This window comes from Streptomyces sp. NPDC001410 (assembly GCF_042895235.1).
In the GTDB taxonomy this organism is placed as follows: Bacteria; Actinomycetota; Actinomycetes; order Streptomycetales; family Streptomycetaceae; genus Streptomyces.
Genome location: NZ_JBIAWE010000008.1, coordinates 16419 through 38402, shown reverse-complemented (window position 1 = coordinate 38402; position 21984 = coordinate 16419). Strand labels below are relative to the sequence as shown.

Genomic DNA, 21984 nt, shown 5'->3' with positions numbered 1-21984 from the left:
TCAGTTCACTTCCTGAGCGTTCTTGAGGGTGCGGTAGGCGGCGACGAGTGCTGTGGTGGACGGGTCGAGACCGGGCACGTCAGCGCCGGTGGTCAGGGCGGGCTCGATGCGCTTGGCGAGGACCTTGCCCAGTTCCACGCCCCACTGGTCGAAGGAGTCGATGTTCCAGACGGCGCCCTGGACGAACACCTTGTGCTCGTAGAGGGCGACGAGCTGGCCGAGCACGGACGGGGTCAGCTCGCGCGCGAGGATCGTGGTGGTGGGGTGGTTGCCGCGGAAGGTGCGGTGCGCCACCTGCTCCTCGGGCACGCCTTCCCCGCGGACCTCCTCGGCCGTCTTGCCGAAGGCGAGGGCCTGGGTCTGGGCGAAGAAGTTGGCCATCAACAGGTCGTGCTGGGCCTTGAGTTCACCGCTCAGCTCGGCAACCGGCTCGGCGAAGCCGATGAAGTCCGCCGGGATCAGCTTGGTGCCCTGGTGGATCAACTGGTAGTAGGCGTGCTGGCCGTTGGTGCCGGGCGTGCCCCAGACCACCGGGCCGGTCTGCCACTCCACCGGGGCGCCCGCCCGGTCCACCGACTTGCCGTTGGACTCCATGTCCAGCTGCTGCAGGTACGCCGTGAACTTGGACAGGTAGTGGCTGTACGGCAGCACCGCGTGCGACTGGGCGTCGTGGAAGTTGCCGTACCAGATGCCCAACAGGCCCATCAGCAGCGGCGCGTTGGCCTCGGCGGGCGCGGTGCGGAAGTGGTCGTCGACGATCCGGAAGCCGTCGAGCATCTCCCGGAACCGGTCCGGGCCGATGGCGATCATCAGGGACAGGCCGATCGCGGAGTCGTACGAGTAGCGCCCGCCGACCCAGTCCCAGAACTCGAACATGTTGTCCGGGTCGATACCGAACTCGGTGACCTTGGCGGCATTCGTGGACAGGGCCACGAAGTGCCTGGCGACCGCCTTCTCGTCGCCGTCGAATGCCTTCAGCAGCCAGGAGCGGGCCGAGGTGGCGTTGGTGATCGTCTCGATCGTGGTGAACGTCTTGGACGCGACGATGAACAGGGTCTCCGCCGGGTCCAGGTCGCGGGTGGCCTCGTGCAGGTCGGCGCCGTCCACGTTCGACACGAAGCGGAACGTCAACTCCCGTGCCGTGTAGGCGCGCAGGGCCTCGTAGGCCATCGCCGGGCCGAGGTCGGAACCGCCGATGCCGATGTTGACGACGTTGCGGATCCGCTTGCCGGTGTGGCCGGTCCACTCGCCCGAGCGGACCCGCTCGGCGAAGCCGGCCATCTTGTCCAGGACGGCGTGCACGGCCGGGACGACGTTCTCGCCGTCGACCTCGACCACCGCGTCCCGCGGGGCGCGCAGCGCGGTGTGCAGGACGGCCCGCCGCTCGGTGATGTTGATCTTCTCGCCGCGGAACGTGGCGTCCCGCAGCGCGAACACGCCGGTGGCGGTGGCGAGTTCCTGGAGGAGGGCCAGGGTCTCGTCGGTGATCAGGTGCTTGCTGTAGTCGATGTGCAGATCGCCCACCCGGATGACGTACCGCTCGGCGCGGCCGGGGTCCGTCGCGAACAGCTCACGCAGGTGCGGCTGTCCCGCGGCGCGGTGGTCGGCGAGGGCCGTCCACTCGGGCCGGCGGGTGAGCTTGGGGGAGTCTGACGGTGCGTCGGACATCTCAGGCGTTCTCCTTGGTGGCCTCGCCCTTGAGGGCGATGGCGTACATCTCGTCGGCGTCGAGGCGGCGCAGCTCCTCGGCGATGAGTTCGGAGGTGCCGCGGACCTTCAGGGCGAGGGTGCGCGGCGGCTGGCCGGGCAGGGTCAGTGTCGCGAGGGGCCCTTCGGGCCGGTCGACGACGATCTCGCCGTTCGCGGTGCCGAGGCGCACGGCCGTGACGACCGGGCCCGCGGTGACCACGCGGTCCACCCTGACGTGCAGCCGGGCCTCCAGCCAGCGGGCGAGGAGTTCGGCGCTGGGGTTGTCCGCCTCGGCCTCCACGGCCGCCGTCGTCACCTTCGCGCGGGCCTGGTCCAGCGCGGCGGCCAGCATGGACCGCCACAGCGTGAGCCGGGTCCAGGCGAGGTCGGTGTCGCCGGGCGCGTAGTTGCCGGCCCGGGTCTCCAGGACCTCCATCGGCCGCTCGACCGCGTACAGGTCGGTGATCCGGCGCTGGGCGAGCGCGCCGAGCGGGTCCTTGGACGGGGTGTCCGGCGCGTCGACCGGCCACCACACGACCACCGGGGCGTCCGGCAGCAGCAGCGGCAGGACCACGGAGTCGGCGTGGTCCGACACCTCGCCGTAGGTCCGCAGCACGACGGTCTCGCCGGTGCCGGCCTCGGAGCCGACCCGGACCTCGGCGTCGAGCCGGGAGTGGGTGCGGTCGCGCAGGGTGCGGGCGTGCCGCTTGATGACGACCAGGGTGCGCGAGGGGTGCTCGTGCGAGGCCTCCTCGGCGGCCCGGATCGAGTCGTAGGCGTTCTCCTCGTCCGTGACGATGACCATCGTCAGGACCATGCCCACGGCCGGGGTGCCGATGGCGCGGCGGCCCTTCACCAGCGCCTTGTTGATCTTGCTTGCCGTGGTGTCGGTCAGGTCGATCTTCATGGCCTGCGCCAGCTCCGTCCGTCTCGTGCGAGCATCTCGTCCGCTTCCCTCGGTCCCCAGCTGCCCGACGCGTACTGCGCCGGCCTGCCGTGCGCCGCCCAGTACTCCTCGATCGGGTCGAGGATCTTCCAGGACTCTTCCACTTCCTGGTGACGGGGGAACAAATTGGCGTCGCCGAGCAGTACGTCCAGGATGAGCCGCTCGTACGCCTCCGGGCTCGACTCGGTGAACGACTCGCCGTAGGCGAAGTCCATGGACACGTCCCGGATCTCCATCGAGGTGCCCGGCACCTTCGAGCCGAACCGGACGGTCATGCCCTCGTCGGGCTGGACGCGGATGACGATCGCGTTCTGGCCCAGCTCCTCGGTGGCGGTGGAGTCGAACGGGGAGTGCGGGGCCCGCTTGAAGACCACCGCGATCTCGGTGACCCGGCGGCCCAGCCGCTTGCCGGTGCGCAGGTAGAACGGGACGCCCGCCCAGCGGCGGTTGTCGATGCCCAGCTTGATCGCGGCGAAGGTGTCGGTCTTCGACTTGGCGTCGATGCCGTCCTCCTCCAGGTAGCCGACGACCTTCTCGCCGCCCTGCCAGCCGGCCGCGTACTGGCCGCGCACGGTGTGCTTGCCCAGCTCCTGCGGCAGCCGCACCGACTTGAGCACCTTCAGCTTCTCGGTGAGCAGCGCCTCCGCGTCGAACGCGATGGGCTCCTCCATGGCGGTGAGCGCCATCAGCTGCAGGAGGTGGTTCTGGATGACGTCTCGGGCCGAGCCGATGCCGTCGTAGTAGCCCGCGCGGCCGCCGATGCCGATGTCCTCGGCCATGGTGATCTGCACGTGGTCGACGTAACTGCGGTTCCAGATCGGCTCGTACATCTGGTTGGCGAAGCGGAGCGCCAGGATGTTCTGGACGGTCTCCTTGCCCAGGTAGTGGTCGATCCGGAAGACCTGGTCGGGCTCGAACACGTCGTGCACGACCGCGTTCAGCTCCTGGGCCGACGTCAGGTCGTGGCCGAACGGCTTCTCGATGACCGCCCGGCGCCAGGAACCCTGCGGCGGGTTGGCCAGGCCGTGCTTCTTCAGCTGCTGCACGACCTTGGGGAAGAACTTCGGCGGCACCGAGAGGTAGAAGGCGAAGTTGCCGCCGGTGCCGCGGGAGGCGTCCAGCTCTTCGACGGCCTGCTTCAGCTGCTTGAAGGCGGTGTCGTCGTCGAAGTCGCCGGGGACGAACCGCATGCCCTCGGCGAGTTGCTGCCACACCTCCTCGCGGAACGGGGTGCGGGAGTGCTCGCGCACCGCGTCATGGACGACCTGCGCGAAGTCCTGGTCCTCCCAGTCGCGGCGGGCGAAGCCGACGAGGGAGAAGCCCGGCGGGAGCAGGCCGCGGTTGGCCAGGTCGTACACGGCCGGCATCAGCTTCTTGCGGGACAGGTCGCCGGTCACACCGAAGATGACCAGTCCGGAGGGGCCCGCGATCCGCGGGAGCCGGCGGTCGCGGGTGTCCCGCAGCGGGTTGTCCCAGTCGGTGACCGGGGCGTCCGGGACGCCGGCCTGCGCGGCGGGAGGCGTCTCGGGTTCCGGAGCCTTGGTCGTCATTACGCGTCAACTCCCTTGTTCTCCAGGGACTTGGTGACGGCGTCCAGCAGCTCCTGCCAGGCCGTCTCGAACTTGGCGACGCCCTCGTCCTCCAGCCGCTGGACGACCTCGTCGTAGGAGATGCCGAGCCGCTCCACTGCGGCGAGGTCGGCGCGGGCCTGCGCGTAGCCGCCGGTCACCGTGTCTCCGGTGATCTCGCCGTGGTCGGCGGTGGCCTTCAGGGTGGCCTCCGGCATCGTGTTCACGGTGCCGGGTGCGACCAGCTCGTCCACGTACAGCGTGTCCTTGTACGCGGGATCCTTCACGCCGGTGGAGGCCCACAGCGGGCGCTGCTTGTTCGCCTTGTCCGCGGCGAGCGCCCGCCAGCTTTCGGATGCGAAGACGTCCTCGTACGCCTCGTAGGCGAGCCGTGCGTTGGCGAGCGCCGCCCGGCCCTTGAGCGCGAGGGCCTCGTCGGTGCCGAGGGCGGTCAGCCGCTTGTCGATCTCGCTGTCCACGCGGGAGACGAAGAAGGACGCCACCGAGTGGATCCGGGACAGGTCCAGGCCCCGCTCGCGGGCCTTCTCCAGGCCGGCCAGGTAGGCGGCCATGACCTCGCGGTAGCGCTCCAGGGAGAAGATCAGCGTCACGTTGACGCTGATGCCGAGGCCGATGACCTCGGTGATGGCCGGGAGGCCCGCCTTCGTCGCCGGGATCTTGATCATCACGTTGGGGCGGTCGACCAGCCAGGCCAGCTGTCTGGCCTCGGCGACCGTCGCCACGGTGTGGTGCGCGAGGCGGGGGTCGACCTCGATGGAGACCCGGCCGTCGCGGCCACCGGTGGCGTCGTACACCGGACGCAGGATGTCGGCGGCCGCGCGCACATCGGCGGTCGTCATCATCCGCACGGCTTCCTCGACCGTGACGCCTCGTACGGCGAGGTCGGTCAGCTGCTCCTCGTAGCCCTCGCCGGAGCCGATGGCCGCCTGGAAGATCGACGGGTTGGTGGTGACGCCGACGACGCCACCGCTCTGCACCAGCTCGGCCAGGCCGCCCGACGTGATCCGCTTGCGCGACAGGTCGTCCAGCCAGATCGACACGCCCTCGTCGGCGAGGCGCTCAAGGGCTCCCGGGGTCGCGATTGCTTCGGTCACAGTGATCATCTTTCTAGTCGCGTCGGTATCAGGCGCGCGCGGCGGCCAGCGATGCGCGGGCAGCGGCGGCAACGTTCTCGGGAGTGAAGCCGAACTCGGCGAACAGTGTGGTCGCATCTGCGGAGGCACCGAAATGTTCGAGTGAGACAATCCGACCTGCGTCGCCCACGAACCGGTACCACGTCAGACCGATACCGGCCTCGACGGCGACGCGGGCCTTCACGGCCGGCGGCAGCACGGAGTCCCGGTACCCCTGGTCCTGCTCCTCGAACCACTCCACGGACGGCATCGACACCACCCGCGTGCCGATCCCCTCGGCCTCCAGCTGCTCCCGCGCGGCGACAGCCAGCTGCACCTCGGATCCCGTCGCGATGATGATCACCTCCGGGGTCTCGGTGGAGGACTCGCGCAGCACATATCCGCCCTTGGCCGCGTCCTCGTGGAGCGCGTACACCGGCACGCCCTGGCGGGTGAGCGCGAGCCCGTGCGGGGCCGGGGCGGTGGCGTGCCGCTTCAGGATCTCGGCCCAGACGACCGCGGTCTCGTTGGCGTCCGCCGGGCGGACGACGTTCAGGCCCGGGATCGCGCGCAGCGAGGCCAGGTGCTCGACCGGCTGGTGGGTGGGCCCGTCCTCGCCGAGGCCGATGGAGTCGTGCGTCCACACGTACGTCACGGGCAGCTGCATCAGCGCCGACATCCGGACGGCGTTGCGCATGTAGTCGGAGAAGACCAGGAAGGTGCCGCCGTAGACACGGGTGTTGCCGTGCAGGGCGATGCCGTTCATCTCCGCGGCCATCGAGAACTCGCGGATGCCGAAGTGGACGGTGCGGCCGTACGGGTCCGCCTCGGGCAGCGGGTTGCCCTTCGGCAGGAAGGAGCTGGTCTTGTCGATGGTGGTGTTGTTCGAGCCGGCCAGGTCGGCGGAGCCGCCCCACAGCTCGGGGAGGACCGGGCCGAGCGCCTGCAGCACCTTGCCGGAGGCGGCGCGGGTGGCGACGGACTTGCCCTCCTCGAACACCGGCAGGGCGTTCTCCCAGCCCTCGGGCAGCTCGCCCTTGCTGATCCGGTCGAACAGCTGAGCCCGCTCGGTGTCGGCCGTGCGCCACTCGGCGATCCGCTTGTCCCAGGCTGCGTGCGCCTCGGCGCCCCGGTCCAGGGCCCGGCGGGTGTGGTTCAGGACCTCGTCGGAGACCTCGAAGGACTGCTCCGGGTCGAAGCCGAGGACGCGCTTGGTGGCCGCGATCTCGTCCGCGCCGAGCGCGGAGCCGTGGGAAGCCTCGGTGTTCTGCGCGTTCGGGGCCGGCCAGGCGATGATCGTGCGCATCGCGATGATCGAGGGGCGCCCGGTCTCGGCCTGCGCGGCCTTCAGCGCCGCGTACAGGGCGGGCACGTCGACGTCGCCGTCGGCGGTGGGCTCGATGCGCTGGGTGTGCCAGCCGTAGGCCTCGTACCGCTTCAGCACGTCCTCGGAGAAGGCGGTCGCGGTGTCGCCCTCGATGGAGATGTGGTTGTCGTCGTAGAGGAAGACCAGGTTGCCGAGCTTCTGGTGGCCGGCCAGGGAGGAGGCCTCGGCGGAGACGCCCTCCTCCAGGTCGCCGTCGGACACGATCGCCCAGACGGTGTGGTCGAAGGGGGAGGCGCCCTCGGGGGCCTCGGGGTCGAACAGGCCGCGCTCGTAGCGGGCGGCCATCGCCATGCCGACGGCGTTGGCGACGCCCTGGCCGAGCGGTCCTGTGGTGGTCTCGACGCCGGCGGTGTGCCCGTACTCGGGGTGGCCGGGCGTCTTCGAGCCATGGGTGCGGAACGCCTTCAGGTCGTCCAGCTCCAGCTCGTACCCGGCGAGGAAGAGCTGGGTGTAGAGGGTCAGCGAGGTGTGGCCGGGGGACAGCACGAAACGGTCACGGCCGGTCCACTCCGGGTCGGCCGGGTCGTGTCGCATCACCTTCTGAAAGATCGTGTACGCGGCAGGGGCCAGGCTCATCGCGGTGCCCGGGTGGCCGTTGCCGACCTTCTGCACGGCGTCAGCCGCGAGAAGCCGTGCGGTGTCCACGGCACGCCGGTCGAGCTCTGTCCACTCGAAGCCGTCGGATGTCTGCGTGCTCATCTTCAAGAAGTCCTCGTTCAGTGCGGGATCGCTGGCTGGACGCGTTCAAAAGTAAAAGTCTGACTTTTTAGAGGGAAGGGAGAGGTGTGTCAGCCTGTGGTGAATGTGGGACAGCGATCGGGCGACAGGGACGGCACGAGCAGGACATGGCGGACAGAACACACCAAGGCGACGGTGAGGGAATCAGGACCTTCCCCTTCCCGACGGAGCTGGCCGTCGGCGGCGTCGGCATGCAGGTCGGCCCCATGGGGACCGACCACAGCTGGCACGTCGACGCGCCACTGCACCGGGTCCACCGCATCGACTTCCACGTCGTCATGCTCTTCACCGAGGGCCCTGTCCGGCACATGATCGACTTCGCCGAGTACGAGGCGTCGGCCGGCGACCTGCTGTGGATCCGCCCCGGACAGGTCCACCGGTTCTCCCGGACCAGCCAGTACCGCGGCACCGTGCTGACCATGCAGCCCGGCTTCCTGCCCCGCGCCACCGTCGAGGCCACCGGCCTCTACCGCTACGACCTGCCCCCGCTGCTGCACCCCGAACCGACACAACTCGCCGCGCTCCAAGCCGGCCTCGACCAGCTGCGCCGTGAGTACGAGGACACCGCGACGCTCCCGCTGAGCCTGCACACGGCCGTGCTCCGGCACACGCTGACCGCGTTCCTGCTGCGTCTGGCCCACCTCGCGGCCAGTTCGGCGGAGTCGTCCCGGGAGCAGGCGGACACCACCTTCACCCTGTTCCGGGACGCCGTCGAGCAAGGGTTCGCGACCAACCACAGCGTCAGCGCGTACGCCGACGCGCTCGGTTACTCCCGCCGCACCCTCGTCCGCGCGGTCGGCGCGGCCACCGGTGAGACGCCGAAGGGGTTCATCGACAAGCGGGTGGTCCTGGAGGCCAAGCGCCTCCTCGCCCACACGGACATGCCGATCGGCCGCGTCGGGGCGGCCGTGGGCTTCCCCGACGCGGCGAACTTCTCCAAGTTCTTCCATCTGCACACCGGCGTCACGCCGGCGGCGTTCCGGGCGGAGCTGCGGTAGCTCCCGGGTTACTTGGACTCGACCCGTCCGAGCGGGCTCGGGCCGGCTGCGAGTGCGTCGCACGCCGCCTGCCAGGCGGGATCCCCGGGGTTGAGCCGGCTGCGGAGGTAGGCCCAGGTGAGCCGCTGGATCGCGGCCACGCGCTCGGGGTTCTCGTCCGTGGTCTCGGCGACGTCGTATCCGGAGACCCCGCCGAGGCCGTGTTCCGCGTCGAACAGGGTGAGCAGGGACTTGGGGCCCGGGGAGAGGACGTACGGATCGGCGTGCCAGTCCGGGCCCCGGACCGTCAGGTGGGCGGAGTCGTCCTTGTCGCCGGCGACCACGAGCGTGGGCGTCGTCATCCCGGAGAAGTCCGTGGTCGAGAAGAAGGGCCAGTTCTCGGCCACGAACCCGGTGAGGGCGTCGCCCCCTCGGCCGGGTGCGGCGAGCAGCACCCCCGCCTTGATCCGGGGGTCGGCCAGATTCACTTCCTTTCCGTCGTCCGGATCGGTGAGCCGGGCGCCCAGTAGCAGGCTCGCGGTGTGCCCGCCCATCGAGTGCCCGGCCACCGCGACCTTGCTCCGGTCCAGGCGTCCGGGGAGCTGCGGGACGGCGGCCTCGATCTCGTCCAGCCGGTCGAGGGTGCGCGTCATGTCCTCGGCGCGTGATCGCCAGTACAGAGGGGCCCCGGGGGTGTCGGGATCCAGGGTCAGGGTCCGCGAACTCAGGTGGGTGGGCTGGATCACGACGAAGCCGTGCGCCGCCCAGAAGTTGACGAGGGGTGCGTAGCCGTTCAGTGAGGACAGGTGGTTCGAGTAGCCCTGGCCGTGCGAGAGGAGGATGACCGGCAGGTTGGTTCCGGTCACCGGCGCGGAGACGCGCACCTGGAGGTCCACGGCGCGGTCGGGGGCCGGCAGCACCACCGGACCGACCGAGAGGACGGGGGTGGGTGAGCTGAGACTGCCGGCTGTGTAAGTCGATGCACTCACGAGGTGTGTGTCCCTTCGATTGCCTCTGCCGCCGGTCTCGTTCGTCCGGCGGGGGAGGCGGTCGGGAGAGTCCGGCTTCAGCTACCCTGAAACCGGAACGTCGTTCCGATTAATATACGGAACGCTGTTCCGTTTAGGCAAGGATCGTCGGGAGGAGAGCGCGGTGCCCACTGCAGGCCAGTCCGGGGAGGTGCCGGCCCGAAGCAGGCGGGCCGACGCACAGCGCAATCAGCAGACGCTGCTTGCCGCCGCCGCCGCGGTGTTCGTCACCTCCGGCGTCGATGCGCCGATCCGTGAGATCGCGGCCAGGGCGGGGGTCGGGGTGGGGACCATCTACCGCCACTTCCCGACGCGGGCGGATCTCGTCGTCGCCGTCTACCGCCACCAGGTCGAGGCCTGCGCCGAGGCCGGCCCGAGCCTGCTGGCCGGTGCCGGCTCCCCGTTCGCGGCACTGCGTCAGTGGGCCGACCTCTTCGTCGACTTCCTGGTCACCAAGCACGGCCTCGCCAACGCGATGCAGTCGGACAGCAGCGGCTTCGAGGCGCTGCACACCTACTTCCTCGACCGCCTGGTGCCCGTCTGCGCACAGTTGCTCGACGCCGCGGTCGACGCCGGCGAGATCAGGCCCGGTACGCACCCCTACGAACTGATGCGCGGCATCGGCAACCTCTGCATCGGCCGCGACAGCGACCCTCGCTACGACCCCCGCCGACTGGTCGAACTACTCCTTCGGGGGCTGCGGTGACCGCAGTCGGCCTGACGGCGACGGTGGTCAGCCGGCGAGTACGGGCCGGCCGATGTCGGACGGCCAGCCGGGCCTGAAACGTGCGGTGAACTCCGCGAAGTCCCTGCGCAGGTAGCGCGGTTCGGACGGCTTCAGACGGATCTGCTGCCGGCTGTCCGCCCACCAGATCTCGAAATCGGCGACCGTGCCTTCGGCGGGCCAGAGTTCTTCCTGCCGCGGCAGCAGTACGACGTCCACGAAGCCTCCGACGTCCAGACCGATGTCCACGAAGATCCCGATCGCTCCGGGCCTGGGCACTCTCACGACAGTGCCTCGGAAGACCTGCCCGAAGCGAAGACTCCTCCGAATCCGCTCCCACTCCGCATCCGTCACCACACGCCCCATCCTCGCAGCCGCGCCGCGCGTGCACACGCGCGGCGCGGCTGCTCGCGGGACAGGGTCAACACCCTTGTCAGTGGCCGAAGTCGAACCAGTTCACGTTCACGAAGTCGGACGGCTGGCCGCTGGTGAAGGTGAGGTAGACGTCGTGCGTGCCGGTCACCGAGGTGATGTTCGCCGGGACCGTCCGCCAGCTCTGCCAGCCCCCGGTGTTGGACAGGGCGAAGCTGCCGATGGGGGCGTTGCTGCGGCTGTCGAGGCGCACCTCGACCAGGCCGCTGACCCCGGACCCGGCGCCGCTCGCCACCCGCCCGTAGAACTGGGTGGCCGCGGTGGAGCCGAAGTTGACGCCCTTGTAGAGGGCCCAGTCGCCGTTCGCGAGGTAACCGATGTCCTGTCCGCCGCCGGTGTCCGTGGTGGCCTCGGTGCTCACGCCGGACTGGCTGTCGTACGACTCGGCCTGGATCGCGCTGTAGGCGTCCCGGTTGCCGGAGGGTGGGGGAGTGGTGCCGCCGCCCGTGGCCTGGAGCACCTGCACGTAGTCCACGGCCATCGGGTGGTTCGGCTCGGTGCCGCTGTCCGGGCCGCCGCCGAAGGCGGCCGGGAAGCCGCCGCCCATCGCCACGTTCAGGATGACGAAGAAGCCGTGATTGGTGGCGTTGGCCCAGGTCGTCGCGTCGACCTGGTTGGCCCTGACCGTGTGGAAGTTGACGCCGTCGAGGTAGAAGCGGATCTCCTCGGGGCTGGTCGAGCGGTCCCACTCCATCGCGTAGGTGTGGAAGCCCGCCTGGCAGGTGCTGCCGGTGCAGGAGGTGGAGTTGCCGATGCCCGAGGTCTCGTTGCAGGGGCCGCCCGGGTTGGTGCCGCAGTGCATCGTGGCCCAGTCGGTGTTCAGGCCCTGGACGTTCTCCATGATGTCCAGCTCGCCGACGCTCGGCCAGTTCTGGTAGTTGCCGCGGTAGGGCGCGCCCAGCATCCAGAACGCCGGCCAGTAGCCCTTGGCGGCCGCGCCGGTGACGTCGGGCATCTGGATACGGGCCTGCACGCGCAGCTTGCCGCCTGCCGGTGGCTGGAAGTCGGTGCGGGTCGTCTCGATACGCCCGGAGGTCCAGTTGCCGGACGCGTCGCGGCGCGGGGTGATGAGCAGGTTGCCGTTGCCGTCCAGCGCGACGTTGTTGGTGCTGGAGGTCATCGTCTCGACCTCGCCGGTGCCCCAGTTCGCGGCGCCGCCGGGATACGAAGTCCCGGTGTCGTACTGCCAGTTGGAGGTGTTGACGCCGGAGCCGGCCGAGCCGTTGAAGTCGTCGAGGAAGACCTGCGTCCAGCCCGACGGGGGGGTCGGGGCCGAGGCGCTGGCGGGTGCGGTGGCCGCCGTCGCCACGGCGGCGGCCACACCGAGCGTGGCGACCACGGCGACGAGCGCGCGGCGCAGGGCGCGGGGTCTGGGTATGCCGGAGGATTCGCTCATGAGGGAGGGCCTCTCGGGTACGGAGGGGGGTGCGGGAGCCTTGTGAGAGCGCTCCCATGAATGGGTTGAGAGCGCTCTCAAGGTGCCGCCAATGTGCTCCCCGGCCCTGCGGTCGTCAAGAGTTAAAGCAGAGAAACTCCTTTTGCAGCCCTGGAGTTCACCCCATGAAGCCACCCAGACCGGCTCAGGCCGCGCTGCCCGCCTTCCACTCGGCCCACGACAGGTTCCACCCGTTGAGCCCATTGGCCGGGTCCACCGTCTTCTCGCCGGAGTTCTTCACGATCACCACGTCGCCGAGCATCGAACTCTCGTAGAACTTGTAGCCGGCCACGGAGCTGTCGCCGGCGCCCTTGGCGTCGTGCAGGCCGATGCAGCCGTGACTGGCGTTCTGGTGCCCGAACACTGAGGCGGACGCCCAGTAGTTGCCGTGCACGAAGGTGCCGGAGGTGGTGAGTCGCTGGGCGTGCGGCACGTCCGGGATGTCGTACTCGTCGCCGAGACCGACCGTGGACGACTCCATGCGGGTCTGCTGGAACCGCTCGCTGATCACCATGATCCCGGACCAGGTGGTGTGGTCGGAGTCGCCGCCGGTGACCGGGTAGGTGGAGGCGGTCTTTCCGTCCCGGCGGACCGTCATCGTCTTCGTCGCGAGGTCGACCGTGCTGATCTGCTCGCGGCCGATGTGGAAGGTGACGTCCTTGCGCTGGATGCCGTAGACGCCGTCGGCGCCCTCGACGTCCATCAGGCGCAGGCTGAGGGTGATCTTCGTGCCGGGGCCCCAATAGGTTTCCGGGCGGAAGTCCAGCCGGGTGTCGCTGAACCAGTGCCCGACCACCTCCACGGCCGGTTCGGCGGTCACCGTGATCGCCTTCTGGACGGCGGCCCGGTCGGCGACGGCGTGCGTGAAGTTGATCGACACCGGCATGCCGACGCCGGAGGTGGAGCCCGCCTCGGGCGTGAAGTAGCCGACGAACGTGGCGCCGGGCGACCGGGTGGTGAACGTCGACACGGCCTCCTCGGCGGCGCCCTCCGCCTTGGCCGTCACCGTGTACTTCGTGCCCGAGTACGGATTGCGAGCCGAAGTCCACTTGGTCCTGGCCGAGTCGAGGGTGCCCGCCAGGGTGGAGCCGTCGTTGCCGGTGACATGGACGGAGGTCAACGTGCCGTCGGTGACGGTGACCTCGACGGGGCTGGTGAAATCGGCCTTTTTCGTGCCGGCCGCGGGCGTGACGGCGATGGTGGCCTTCTTCGTCGTCGCGGCCCGCGCGGACGCCGTGGCGCCCTTGCCGTCCGAGGCCGCCGAGGCATCCGCCGAGGAGCTGCAGCCCGCCAGGGCGGCGGCCGGTACCGCTCCGAGAGCGGCGAGGATCCCGCGCCGGGACCACCCGCGAGCCCGCTGTCCGGACCGCTTCGATATGTGCGACACGCCCACGACACGCCTTCCTGAGTTGTCTCTCCGTGCGTGGGCATCCTGCGCCGCTTCTCTGGGTCGGCCCTTTGAATCCGTGGGGTGCTCCCTGAGATTCCGATGAGGACACGCCGAGACGGCTGGAAGTCGTGGTTGTGGGGGCCCGGACCCGATCGGAAGAGTGAAGAAACAGTTTCACCGACCCGCCGGAGGTATACATGACCGACGTCCGCAAGCGGCCCACCGTGGCCGTCGTGGGAGCCGGCGCGGCAGGCGCCCTGACCGCCGTCCAGCTCTGCGAGATGGCGACCCGCCGCCGGACTCCCCTCGACGTCGTCCTGATCGACGCGGCCCCCGAGGCGGGCCGGGGCACCGCCTACGCCACCCGTGACCCACGCCACCGCCTGAACGTGCCCGCCGGCAACATGAGCGCCTACCCCGACGATCCGGGCCACTTCACCCGCTGGCTGTGCCGGCACGGCGAACCCGAGGTCACCGGCGCCGACTACGCCACCCGCTACCGCTACGGCGCCTACCTCGCCGACACCCTCGGCCAGGCGATCGTCCGCGCCCACGGCACGGTCGCCCTACGCCGGCTGCGCACCCGGGCGGAGGGCTGCGCCGGCACCCCCGACGGCGGGGTGGAGCTGAGCCTCGCCGACGGGGGACACCTGACCGCCGACGCCGCCGTCCTCGCCACCGGACCCGCAGCCGCGACCGCCGCATGGGCTCCGCCCGCCCTGCGCGCCTCGCCTCGCTTCGTCGGCACGCCGTGGGCGCCGGGCGCGCTGGACGAGGCCCTGGAATGCCCCTCGGCCGGCGCCCGGGACGGCGGCGACGACGTGCTGCTCGTCGGCACGGGCCTGACCGCCGTCGACCTGGCGCTGACCCTCGACCGCCCCGGCCGCACCCTCCACGCCCTCTCCCGGGGCGGCCTGCTGCCCCAGCCGCACGCGCTCGGCCCGGCCGCCGTGATGCCCGCGCCGCAGGACCTGCACGACACGTCCCTGGGCCGGCTGCGCCGCGTCGTCTACCGGCACCTCAGCCGCTCGGTCCGCACCCACGGCGACTGGCGCCCCGGCCTCGACAGCCTCCGCCCGCACACCACCCGCCTGTGGCGCAGCCTCACCCCCGAGGAGCGGGAGGAGTTCCTCGCCCGCGAGGGCGCCCTGTGGAACACCCACCGCCACCGCATGGCCCCCGCCACCGCCGAGCACGTCTCCCGGGCCCGCACCGCGCGCCGCCTCCAGGTCCACACGGGCAGGGTCGTGCGGGCCACGGCGCCCGACGGCGGAGGGCTCGCCGTCGAGCTGTCGGGCGGCCGTACGCTGCACGTGGGCTGGGTGGTCGACTGCACCGGCCCGGGGCGGAACCTCGACGACCCGCTGTGGCATGGGCTGTTCGCGTCCGGAGCCGCGGTTCCCGGCCCGCTCGGCATGGGCGCCGCGACCCGGGACGGCCGCCTCCTCGACGCCCGGGGCGGTGCCGGGCTCCCGCTGTTCACGCTGGGCGCCCCGCGCCGTGGCGAGCTGTGGGAGACCACCGCGATCCCCGAAATCCGCGTCCAGGCAGCCGAGTTGGCCCAGCAGCTGCTGGCCCCGCTCGCCCCGAGGCGCCGTACGACCCGCCGCCCCGTCGACGGGCACGGCCTCGCCCTGACCACCCACGCCGAGGCGGCCGCCGCCTACCGCGGCGGGCTCGACCGGGTCCTCAAGGTCCGCTCCGGAGGCCCGCAGGCCTTCGCCCGCGCGGTCGCCCTCGACCCCGGCTTCGCCCTCGGCCACGCCGCCCTCGCGTTGCTGGGCCACGAGTGCGGGGCCGCCGTCGACGTGCCCCGCGCCCTCGCCGACGCACAGCGCTGCGCCCGCGAGCGGGCCGACACCCGCGAGCGGTCCTTCGTGGACGTCGTCACGCGGCGGATCACCGGCGACGACGGGGACGAGGCGCTCGTACGACACCTGCGGACCTACCCCGCCGACGCGCTCGCGCTCGCCGCCGCCGTGCCCACCATCGCCTTCTCCGGGGTCAGCGACCTGCACGACGACGACGCGCTCGGTCTGCTCCGACTGACGTCACCGGCGTACGACGGGCACTGGTTCCACACCTCGCTGCTCGCCTTCCTGCGCCAGGAGGAGGGCCGCCTGCACGAGGCGGGCGAGCTGGCGCACCGGGCGCTGGCGGTCGAGCCCGCCTCCGGGCACGCCGTGCACGCCCTGGCGCACGTGCACTACGAGTCGGGCGCACACGAGGCCGGACGTGACTGGCTGGACCGCTGGGTGTCGGGCCGGGGCCGGGGCGCGGTCCACCGGGCGCACTTCTCCTGGCACATCGCGCTGCACGAACTCGCCCTCGACGACCCGGCGGCGGTCCGCAGGCGCTGGTTCGCACAGCTCGCGCCCGGCCGGGTCACCGGAATGCGGGCCCTGGTCGACTCGGGGTCGCTGCTGTGGCGGGCGTGGCTGAGCGACAGCTGGCGGGGTGAACTGCCCGCGGCCGACGTGCTGGAGGCGGTCGAGCGGGAGGTGCTGGAGCGGCCGGCGACGGCGTTCACCGCGCTGCATGTCGCGGTCGCCCGCACCGCCGCCGGGGACCTGCCCGCCCTGCGCCGGCTGCGCGACCACGCCCTGGGAGCGGACCTGGTGCAACGCGAGGTCGTCGCGCCGCTGTGCGAGGCGCTGGCCGCGCTCGTCGAGGAACGCTTCGTGGAGGCGGCCCGTGGCCTGGACGCGCTGCTGCCCGTGCTGCGCAGCGTCGGCGGCAGCGCGGCCCAGCGGGAGGTCGTCGAGGAGACACTGCTGTACGCGCTCGTGGCGGCGGGCCGCAGTGACGCCGCCCGCCGCCTCCTGGACGCCCGTCTCGACCGCAAACCGGCCCCCCGGGACCGACGGTTGCTGGCCGGACTGTCCGGCTGACCGGACGTCCGCCGCCACCGGAGCCCCGACTCGATCAGCTGTCGGAAACCGGCCCCAGGCCCCCTGCCCGGGGAGCCTGGGGGCGACGGCAGTCACCGGGGTGCGGAGGGTGTCCTGGACCGGCCGAACGCCGCGAGGACGAACGTGACGCTGATGAGCAGCGCCCAGGCCCCGAACTTGCCGACGTCGACGGGCTGCCAGCCGTGCAGCTGGTACGGGTAGCGCCAGGCGCCCACATAGGTGGCGAGGTTCTCCGCCAGCCACAGGAAGAACCCGATCAGGGTGAAGGACAGCGCGAGCGGCATGCGCCGCCGTGTCCCGCGCACCGTGAAGTGCACGGTGGTGCCCGCGGTGACGGCCACGAGGAGGGCCGCCAGCGGCCAGCGGACGTCGGGCAGCCAGTGGTGGCTGAAGAAGTTGACGTAGACGGCGGCGGCCACCAGGGCCGTCGCCCGCGGCCGGTAGCGGACCACCTCGAGGTCGAACAGGTGCCAGGCCCGGCAGATGTAGCTGCCGACGGCCGCGTAGAGGAAGCCTCCGTACAGCGGGACGCCCGCGAACTTCAGCACGGCCGGTTCCGGGTAGCTCCACGAGCCGAGCGAGACCTTCACCAACTCGAAGGCGAGACCGATGACATGGCAGGCGGCGATGACGGCGACGTCGCGTCCGCTCTCCCAGCCGCGCCGCCAGAACAGCAGCGTGAGCAGCACGCCGTAGCAGGCGAGCAGGTCGTAGCGGGCCACCGGCAGCGGTGGCAGCAGGGCCGATGCCGCCACTCCGGACAACAGGGCGATGGCGAAGGCGCAGGCCCGGGTCTGGGTCCAGGTGAAGTCGAGCAACTGGCTGATCGGGGACGCCGGGAAGCCGGCCGGATGTGTAGTGGGCATGGTGATCAGGAGGACGACATCCGGCCCGCCTCCGGTTGCCCGAAGAGCCGATCGGCCTTCCCACCACGCTAGTCACCGGCGCACAGCCCTGCCCTCGCCGGTTCGTCGTCCTTTAACTATCAGCGCTTACCTACTCCTCCGTAACCTCTCGGCCTGCTCAGCTTCACTCTTCACCCCACAGAAGGGACGCTCTGAGGTGAACTCCCAAAGGCCCAGGAAGCCGTTGCCGAAGAGAGCCGCACTGCTCGCCGCCGCCGGCCTGCTCGGCGGACTGCTGGCGATGCCGGCGGTGACCGCGGCGGCCGGGACGCCGGAGGCGTGCTCCGCCGCCGCCGCCGACATCTACCGGCCCCCGGACAGCCCCACCGCCGCACCGGGCGCCGTCGTCGCCTGCCGCAAGGTCGACTCGCTGCCCATGGTGATCGGCGGCCCCCCGCTGAACGCCTGGAAGGTGCAGTACGGCTCCACCGACAGGCGGGGCCGGCCGGTCTCTGTCGTCGGCACCGTCGTCGTACCGCAGAAGCCGTGGACCGGACCGGGCGAGCGGCCGCTGGTCGCGTTCGTGCCCGGCACCCTCGGCATCGGACCACAGTGCGCGTTCTCCAAGCAGCTCGCGGGCCAGTACCAGGACGCCTACGAGGGCCCGAACATCGCGGCGCTGCTCAACGCCGGTTACGCCGTCGCCGCGACGGACGGCCAGGGCTACATGGACGGCCAGGTCCACCCGTACGCCTCCGGAGCGGAGGCCGGTCACGCCACCCTCGACATGGCCCGCGCGGCCTCCCGGGTGCCCGGCGCCGGGGTGAGCCCCGCTGCCGAGGTCGGGATCTGGGGCTACTCGGAGGGCGGTGCCGGCAGCCTGTGGGCGGCCCAGCTCGCCCGGTCGTACGCCCCCGAACTGAAGGTCGTGGGCTCGGCCTCCGGCGGGATCCCCACCGACCTCAAGCAGGTGGCGAGCAACCTCGACGGACAGTTCTTCGCCGGGTTCCTGGTGGACGCGGTCATCGGTCTGTCCGTCACCCATCCCGACATGCCGTTCGACGGCCTCCTGAACGACAGTGGCCGCAAGGCCGTCAAGGACGCCGAGTCGCTGTGCGCGGTCGGCACCGTGAGCCGCTTCCCGGGCGCGCGGATCGAGCAGTACACCAAGGACGGGCTGACGCTCGACCAGATCTACGCCCTGCACGGCTCCGACGGCGCCACCTGGGACGACGCCGTCGAGGCCAACAAACTGGGCGCCGGGGTCGGCACCCCCGGCTCGGGCGCCCGCTACGAGATCGGCTTCCCGGTGCTGCAGTACCGCGGCCTGCTGGACGAGGTGATCCCCGCCCGGATGGCGGGCGAGACCCGCCGCGCCTACTGCGCCGCCGGCATCACCACCCGCTGGACCTTGTTCGTGGGCGACCACCTCACCGGCGATGCCCAGGCGGTCGGCGACGTGGTGTCCTGGCTCGGCGACCGGTTCGACGGGAAGGCGGACACCGGAAACTGCTGACCCACTCGTACAGGCACAGCAGCTACGACAGAGGTCCCCGCGCCGGAGCACCACGGCGCGGGGACCTCACCGTCCCGGGCGCTTCACGGCCGCCAGCCGAGAGCCCGGGATATCCCGCGCGCCGCCAGCCGCACCGCCGGGATCAACACCGGGGTCCGGGCGCCCTCCTGGGGCACGACCACCGAGACCGCCGCGACCACGCCGCCGCTCCGGTCGCGGATCGCGGCCGCCACCGACAGGGCGTCGTCGGTGACCTGACGGTTGCTCACTGCGACGCCGGTGTGCCGGACTTCGGCCAGAGTGCGCCGCAGCCGGGCCGGGTCGGTGATCGTGTACGGCGTGAAGGAGGCGAGCGGTCCGGTGCAGTACTCCTCCTGGAAGCCGGGTTCTCCGTGGGCGAGGAGGGCGAGTCCGACCCCGGTGGCGTGCAGCGGCCAGCGGGCGCCGACCCGGATGTGCACGCCTACCGCCGAACGCCCGGACAGCCACTCGATGTAGACGACCTCCGCACCGTCGCGCACCGCCAACTGCACGTTCTCGTGGGTGGCTTCGTACAGGTCCTCCAGGTACGGCAGCGCGACCTGCCGGAGCGCCAGGCCCCGCGGGGCGAGCGCGGCCAGCTCCCACAGGCGCAGGCCCACGTGGTAGACGCCGTCGTCGTCCCGCTCCAGGGCGCCCCACGCGGTGAGGGCGTGCACCAGCCGGTGCGCGGTGGTCAGGCTGAGCCCGGCCCGGCGGCCGATGTCCGTCAGGGACAGCGCCGGGTGCGCGTGGTCGAACGCGGCGAGCACGGCCAGCAGCCGCTCGTGCGCCGAGCGGGCGGCGGTCATGGCTGGTCGGCGACCCGCAGGAGCAGCGCGTGCAGCTTCTCGCGCTCGGCAGGGCCGAGCGGGGCCAGCAGGTCGTTCGTCATCCTCAGGCCCGCCTCGTCGGTGTCGCGCAGGAACGTACGGCCGTCCTCGGTCAGTACGACGATCCTGCTGCGCCGGTCGTCGGGGGAGGGGCGGCGCTCGGCGAAGCCGAGCTTCTCCAGGTCGTCGACCAGGCCCACGATCGCGCTCGGGTCGTAGCCGAGCCGGGTGCTCAGCTCGCGCTGCAGCGCGCCCTCGGAGGTGGCGAGGAAGCGCAGCACCGCGTAGTGCCGCAGCCGCAGCCCGGACTCCTGAAGGAAGGAGTTGAACATCTGCCCGGAGCGCAGGCCGAGGCGGTACAGCAGATAGCCCGTGTCCGCGTGCAGCCCGCGCATCCACGGCTCGTCCGCGTCGATCGGGCTCGGGTTCTTGGTGTGCCGGCGGGTGATGGCGGGCCCCCTGGTCTCGGTCTTCTCGGCTGGGTGGAGCCCAGCATGCCGCATCCGAAGGGCGGCAACAACTATTGACGACAACAATTATTGCTCTTAGCTTCGATCTCGCGGACGCATCCGTCCGCCTCCCAAGCCGTTCCCGTCCGGAAGGACCCGCACGTGCCCCCCATCGATCTCACCGGCAAGGCCGCCGTCGTCACCGGCGGCGGCCGGGGTCTCGGCCTCGCCTACGCCCACGCCCTCGCCGCCCACGGCGCCTCGGTGGTCGTCAACGACGTCGACGAGGCCGTGGCCGAGCAGGCCGTGAAGTCCCTCACCGAGGCCGGCGGCACCGCCGTGGCCGAGGTGGTCCCGGTCGGCACCGCCGAGGCCGCCGACCGGCTGGTCGCCCGCGCGGTCGAGGCGTTCGGCCGGCTCGACGTCCTGGTCACCAACGCCGGCATCCTGCGCGACAAGGTGCTGTGGAAGATGACCGACGAGGACTTCGACGCCGTGGTCACGACCCACCTCAGGGGCACCTTCACCTGCGCCCGCGCCGCCGCCGTCCGCATGCGCGAGCAGGGCGAGGGCGGCACCCTGATCCTGGTCGGCTCCCCGGCCGGGCAGCGCGGCAACTTCGGGCAGACCAACTACGCCGCCGCCAAGGCAGGCATCGCCGCCATGGCCCGTACCTGGTCGATGGAGTTGGCTCGCGCGCGGATCACCGTCAACGCGATCGTGCCGGTCGCCGCGACCGCCATGACCGAGACGATCCCGGCTTTCGCCCCCTACGTCGAGGCGATGCGGGGCGGTGAAGCGCTGCCGGACTTCCTGCGCAAGGGCGAGGGCTTCGGCACCCCCGAGGACTGCGCGGCCCTCGTGCCCTTCCTCGCCTCCGAGGCGGCGCGCGGCATCACCGGCCAGGCCATCGGTATCGGCGGCGACAAGGTGGCACTCTGGTCGCACCCGCAGGAGATCCGGGCGGCGTACGCGGACGGCGGCTGGAACCCCGAGGCGCTGGCCGACGCCTGGCACACCTCGGTGGGCGCCGAACCCCAGACGGTCGGCATCCCGGCCCCGAAGGTTCCGGAGGCGTGATGGACATCGAGGACCTGGTCGCCATCGACGTCCACACCCACGCGGAGGCGTCCTCGAAGGGCCACTCCTCCCTGGACGACGACCTGCACGCCGCCTCCGCCGCCTACTTCAAGGTCGAGGGCAAACGGAAGCCCACCCTGGAGGAGACGGCCGCGTACTACCGCGAGCGGAGGATGGCCGCGGTGATCTTCACCGTGGACGCCGAGTCCGCCACCGGCACCGCGCCCGTCCCGAACGAGGAGGTGGCCGAGGCGGCCGCGGCCAACGCGGACGTCCTGATCCCCTTCGCCTCCGTCGACCCCTTCCGCGGGAAGGCCGGTGTACGGCAGGCCCGGCGGCTGGTGGAGGAGTACGGGGTGAAGGGCTTCAAGTTCCATCCCAGCATCCAGGGCTTCTTCCCCAACGACCGTGCGGTCGCGTACGCGTTGTACGAGGTGATCGAGGAGACCGGTGCCATCGCCCTGTTCCACACCGGCCAGACCGGCATCGGCGCCGGCGTGCCCGGCGGGGGCGGCATCCGCCTGAAGTACTCCAACCCGCTGCACGTGGACGACGTCGCCGCCGACTTCCCGCAGCTGAAGATCATCCTGGCGCATCCCTCGTTCCCCTGGCAGGACGAGGCCCTGGCCGTCGCCACCCACAAGCCGGGCGTGCACATCGACCTGTCCGGCTGGTCGCCGAAGTACTTCCCGCCGCAGCTGGTGCAGTACGCCAACTCACTGCTGAAGGACAAGGTCCTGTTCGGCTCCGACTTCCCCGTCCTCACCCCGGACCGCTGGCTCGCCGACTTCGCCGAGCTGCCCGTCAAGGAAGAGGTCAGGCCGAAGATCCTCAAGGAGAACGCCGCCCGCCTGCTCGGGCTGACGAAACCGTAAGGGGTGCCG

General features: G+C 71.4%; 18 protein-coding genes. 6 read left to right on the top strand and 12 right to left on the bottom strand.

Annotation, left to right across the window (positions count from 1 at the left end):
* Genes pgi through tkt form a run of 5 tightly spaced genes read right to left on the bottom strand, consistent with a single transcriptional unit; the run spans nt 1 to nt 7422 of the window.
* Nucleotides 1–1668, bottom strand: a complete 1668-nt coding sequence (pgi, locus tag ACFY3C_RS18515) for a glucose-6-phosphate isomerase (protein ID WP_390771483.1) — start codon at nt 1666–1668, stop codon at nt 1–3.
* A gap of 1 nt (nt 1669) precedes the next feature.
* Entirely contained in the window at nt 1670–2596 is a 927-nt protein-coding gene (opcA, locus tag ACFY3C_RS18510; protein ID WP_386581396.1) for a glucose-6-phosphate dehydrogenase assembly protein OpcA, read from the bottom strand.
* Nucleotides 2593–4185 (bottom strand): glucose-6-phosphate dehydrogenase, encoded by a 1593-nt coding sequence (gene zwf / locus ACFY3C_RS18505; protein ID WP_386581397.1) that lies wholly within the window; start codon nt 4183–4185, stop codon nt 2593–2595. Before zwf ends, opcA begins: the two co-directional genes overlap by 4 nt.
* Nucleotides 4185–5327, bottom strand: a complete 1143-nt coding sequence (gene tal / locus ACFY3C_RS18500; protein ID WP_390771482.1) for a transaldolase — start codon at nt 5325–5327, stop codon at nt 4185–4187. Before tal ends, zwf begins: the two co-directional genes overlap by 1 nt.
* Before the next feature lie 19 nt (nt 5328–5346).
* The gene (tkt, locus tag ACFY3C_RS18495; RefSeq protein ID WP_390771481.1) at nt 5347–7422 is read right to left on the bottom strand and encodes a transketolase; all 2076 of its coding nucleotides are present in this window, start codon (nt 7420–7422) and stop codon (nt 5347–5349) included.
* Between the two features lie 146 nt (nt 7423–7568).
* Here tkt and ACFY3C_RS18490 point away from each other — a divergent pair, with 146 nt between their 5' ends.
* The gene (locus tag ACFY3C_RS18490) at nt 7569–8459 is read left to right on the top strand and encodes a helix-turn-helix domain-containing protein (RefSeq protein ID WP_390771480.1); all 891 of its coding nucleotides are present in this window, start codon (nt 7569–7571) and stop codon (nt 8457–8459) included.
* Between the two features lie 8 nt (nt 8460–8467).
* On the opposite strand, the gene ACFY3C_RS18485 is transcribed toward ACFY3C_RS18490, so the two are convergent.
* Nucleotides 8468–9427 carry an alpha/beta hydrolase family protein gene (locus tag ACFY3C_RS18485; RefSeq protein WP_390771479.1) on the bottom strand — a complete coding sequence of 320 codons (960 nt, stop codon included), beginning with the start codon at nt 9425–9427 and terminating at the stop codon, nt 8468–8470.
* Nucleotides 9428–9590: 163 nt separating this feature from the next.
* On the opposite strand from ACFY3C_RS18485, the gene ACFY3C_RS18480 reads away from it, so the two are divergent.
* Nucleotides 9591–10172, top strand: coding sequence for a TetR/AcrR family transcriptional regulator (locus ACFY3C_RS18480; RefSeq protein ID WP_390771478.1), 582 nt, complete (start codon nt 9591–9593; stop codon nt 10170–10172).
* A gap of 27 nt (nt 10173–10199) precedes the next feature.
* On the opposite strand, the gene ACFY3C_RS18475 is transcribed toward ACFY3C_RS18480, so the two are convergent.
* From ACFY3C_RS18475 to ACFY3C_RS18465, 3 genes are all read right to left on the bottom strand, one after another.
* The gene (locus ACFY3C_RS18475; protein WP_390771477.1) at nt 10200–10469 is read right to left on the bottom strand and encodes a hypothetical protein; all 270 of its coding nucleotides are present in this window, start codon (nt 10467–10469) and stop codon (nt 10200–10202) included.
* A gap of 154 nt (nt 10470–10623) precedes the next feature.
* Nucleotides 10624–12018: a glycoside hydrolase family 16 protein gene (locus ACFY3C_RS18470; RefSeq protein ID WP_390771476.1), complete on the bottom strand. Its 1395-nt coding sequence runs from the start codon at nt 12016–12018 to the stop codon at nt 10624–10626.
* A gap of 184 nt (nt 12019–12202) precedes the next feature.
* Nucleotides 12203–13450 carry an Ig-like domain-containing protein gene (locus ACFY3C_RS18465; RefSeq protein WP_390771475.1) on the bottom strand — a complete coding sequence of 416 codons (1248 nt, stop codon included), beginning with the start codon at nt 13448–13450 and terminating at the stop codon, nt 12203–12205.
* Between the two features lie 194 nt (nt 13451–13644).
* Here ACFY3C_RS18465 and ACFY3C_RS18460 point away from each other — a divergent pair, with 194 nt between their 5' ends.
* Entirely contained in the window at nt 13645–16338 is a 2694-nt protein-coding gene (locus tag ACFY3C_RS18460) for an FAD/NAD(P)-binding protein (protein WP_390771474.1), read from the top strand.
* A gap of 92 nt (nt 16339–16430) precedes the next feature.
* Here ACFY3C_RS18460 and ACFY3C_RS18455 read toward each other — a convergent pair whose 3' ends face one another.
* Entirely contained in the window at nt 16431–17225 is a 795-nt protein-coding gene (locus ACFY3C_RS18455; protein WP_389171878.1) for a DUF817 domain-containing protein, read from the bottom strand.
* 223 nt (nt 17226–17448) lie between these two features.
* Between ACFY3C_RS18455 and ACFY3C_RS18450 the strand changes: the two genes are divergently transcribed.
* Nucleotides 17449–18720, top strand: coding sequence for a lipase family protein (locus ACFY3C_RS18450; protein WP_390771473.1), 1272 nt, complete (start codon nt 17449–17451; stop codon nt 18718–18720).
* Between the two features lie 83 nt (nt 18721–18803).
* Here the strand turns inward: ACFY3C_RS18450 and ACFY3C_RS18445 are convergent, their stop codons facing one another.
* Both ACFY3C_RS18445 and ACFY3C_RS18440 read right to left on the bottom strand, forming a co-directional pair.
* Nucleotides 18804–19550: an IclR family transcriptional regulator gene (locus ACFY3C_RS18445; protein WP_390771472.1), complete on the bottom strand. Its 747-nt coding sequence runs from the start codon at nt 19548–19550 to the stop codon at nt 18804–18806.
* Nucleotides 19547–19966: a MarR family winged helix-turn-helix transcriptional regulator gene (locus ACFY3C_RS18440; protein ID WP_390771742.1), complete on the bottom strand. Its 420-nt coding sequence runs from the start codon at nt 19964–19966 to the stop codon at nt 19547–19549. Before ACFY3C_RS18440 ends, ACFY3C_RS18445 begins: the two co-directional genes overlap by 4 nt.
* Before the next feature lie 216 nt (nt 19967–20182).
* On the opposite strand from ACFY3C_RS18440, the gene ACFY3C_RS18435 reads away from it, so the two are divergent.
* Both ACFY3C_RS18435 and ACFY3C_RS18430 read left to right on the top strand, forming a co-directional pair.
* A complete protein-coding gene (locus ACFY3C_RS18435) occupies nt 20183–21100 on the top strand; it encodes an SDR family NAD(P)-dependent oxidoreductase (RefSeq protein ID WP_390771471.1) in 918 nt (305 codons plus the stop codon).
* A complete protein-coding gene (locus tag ACFY3C_RS18430) occupies nt 21100–21975 on the top strand; it encodes an amidohydrolase family protein (protein WP_390771741.1) in 876 nt (291 codons plus the stop codon). The genes ACFY3C_RS18435 and ACFY3C_RS18430 overlap by 1 nt, the downstream gene beginning before the upstream one ends.
* Nucleotides 21976–21984 lie beyond the last annotated feature (9 nt).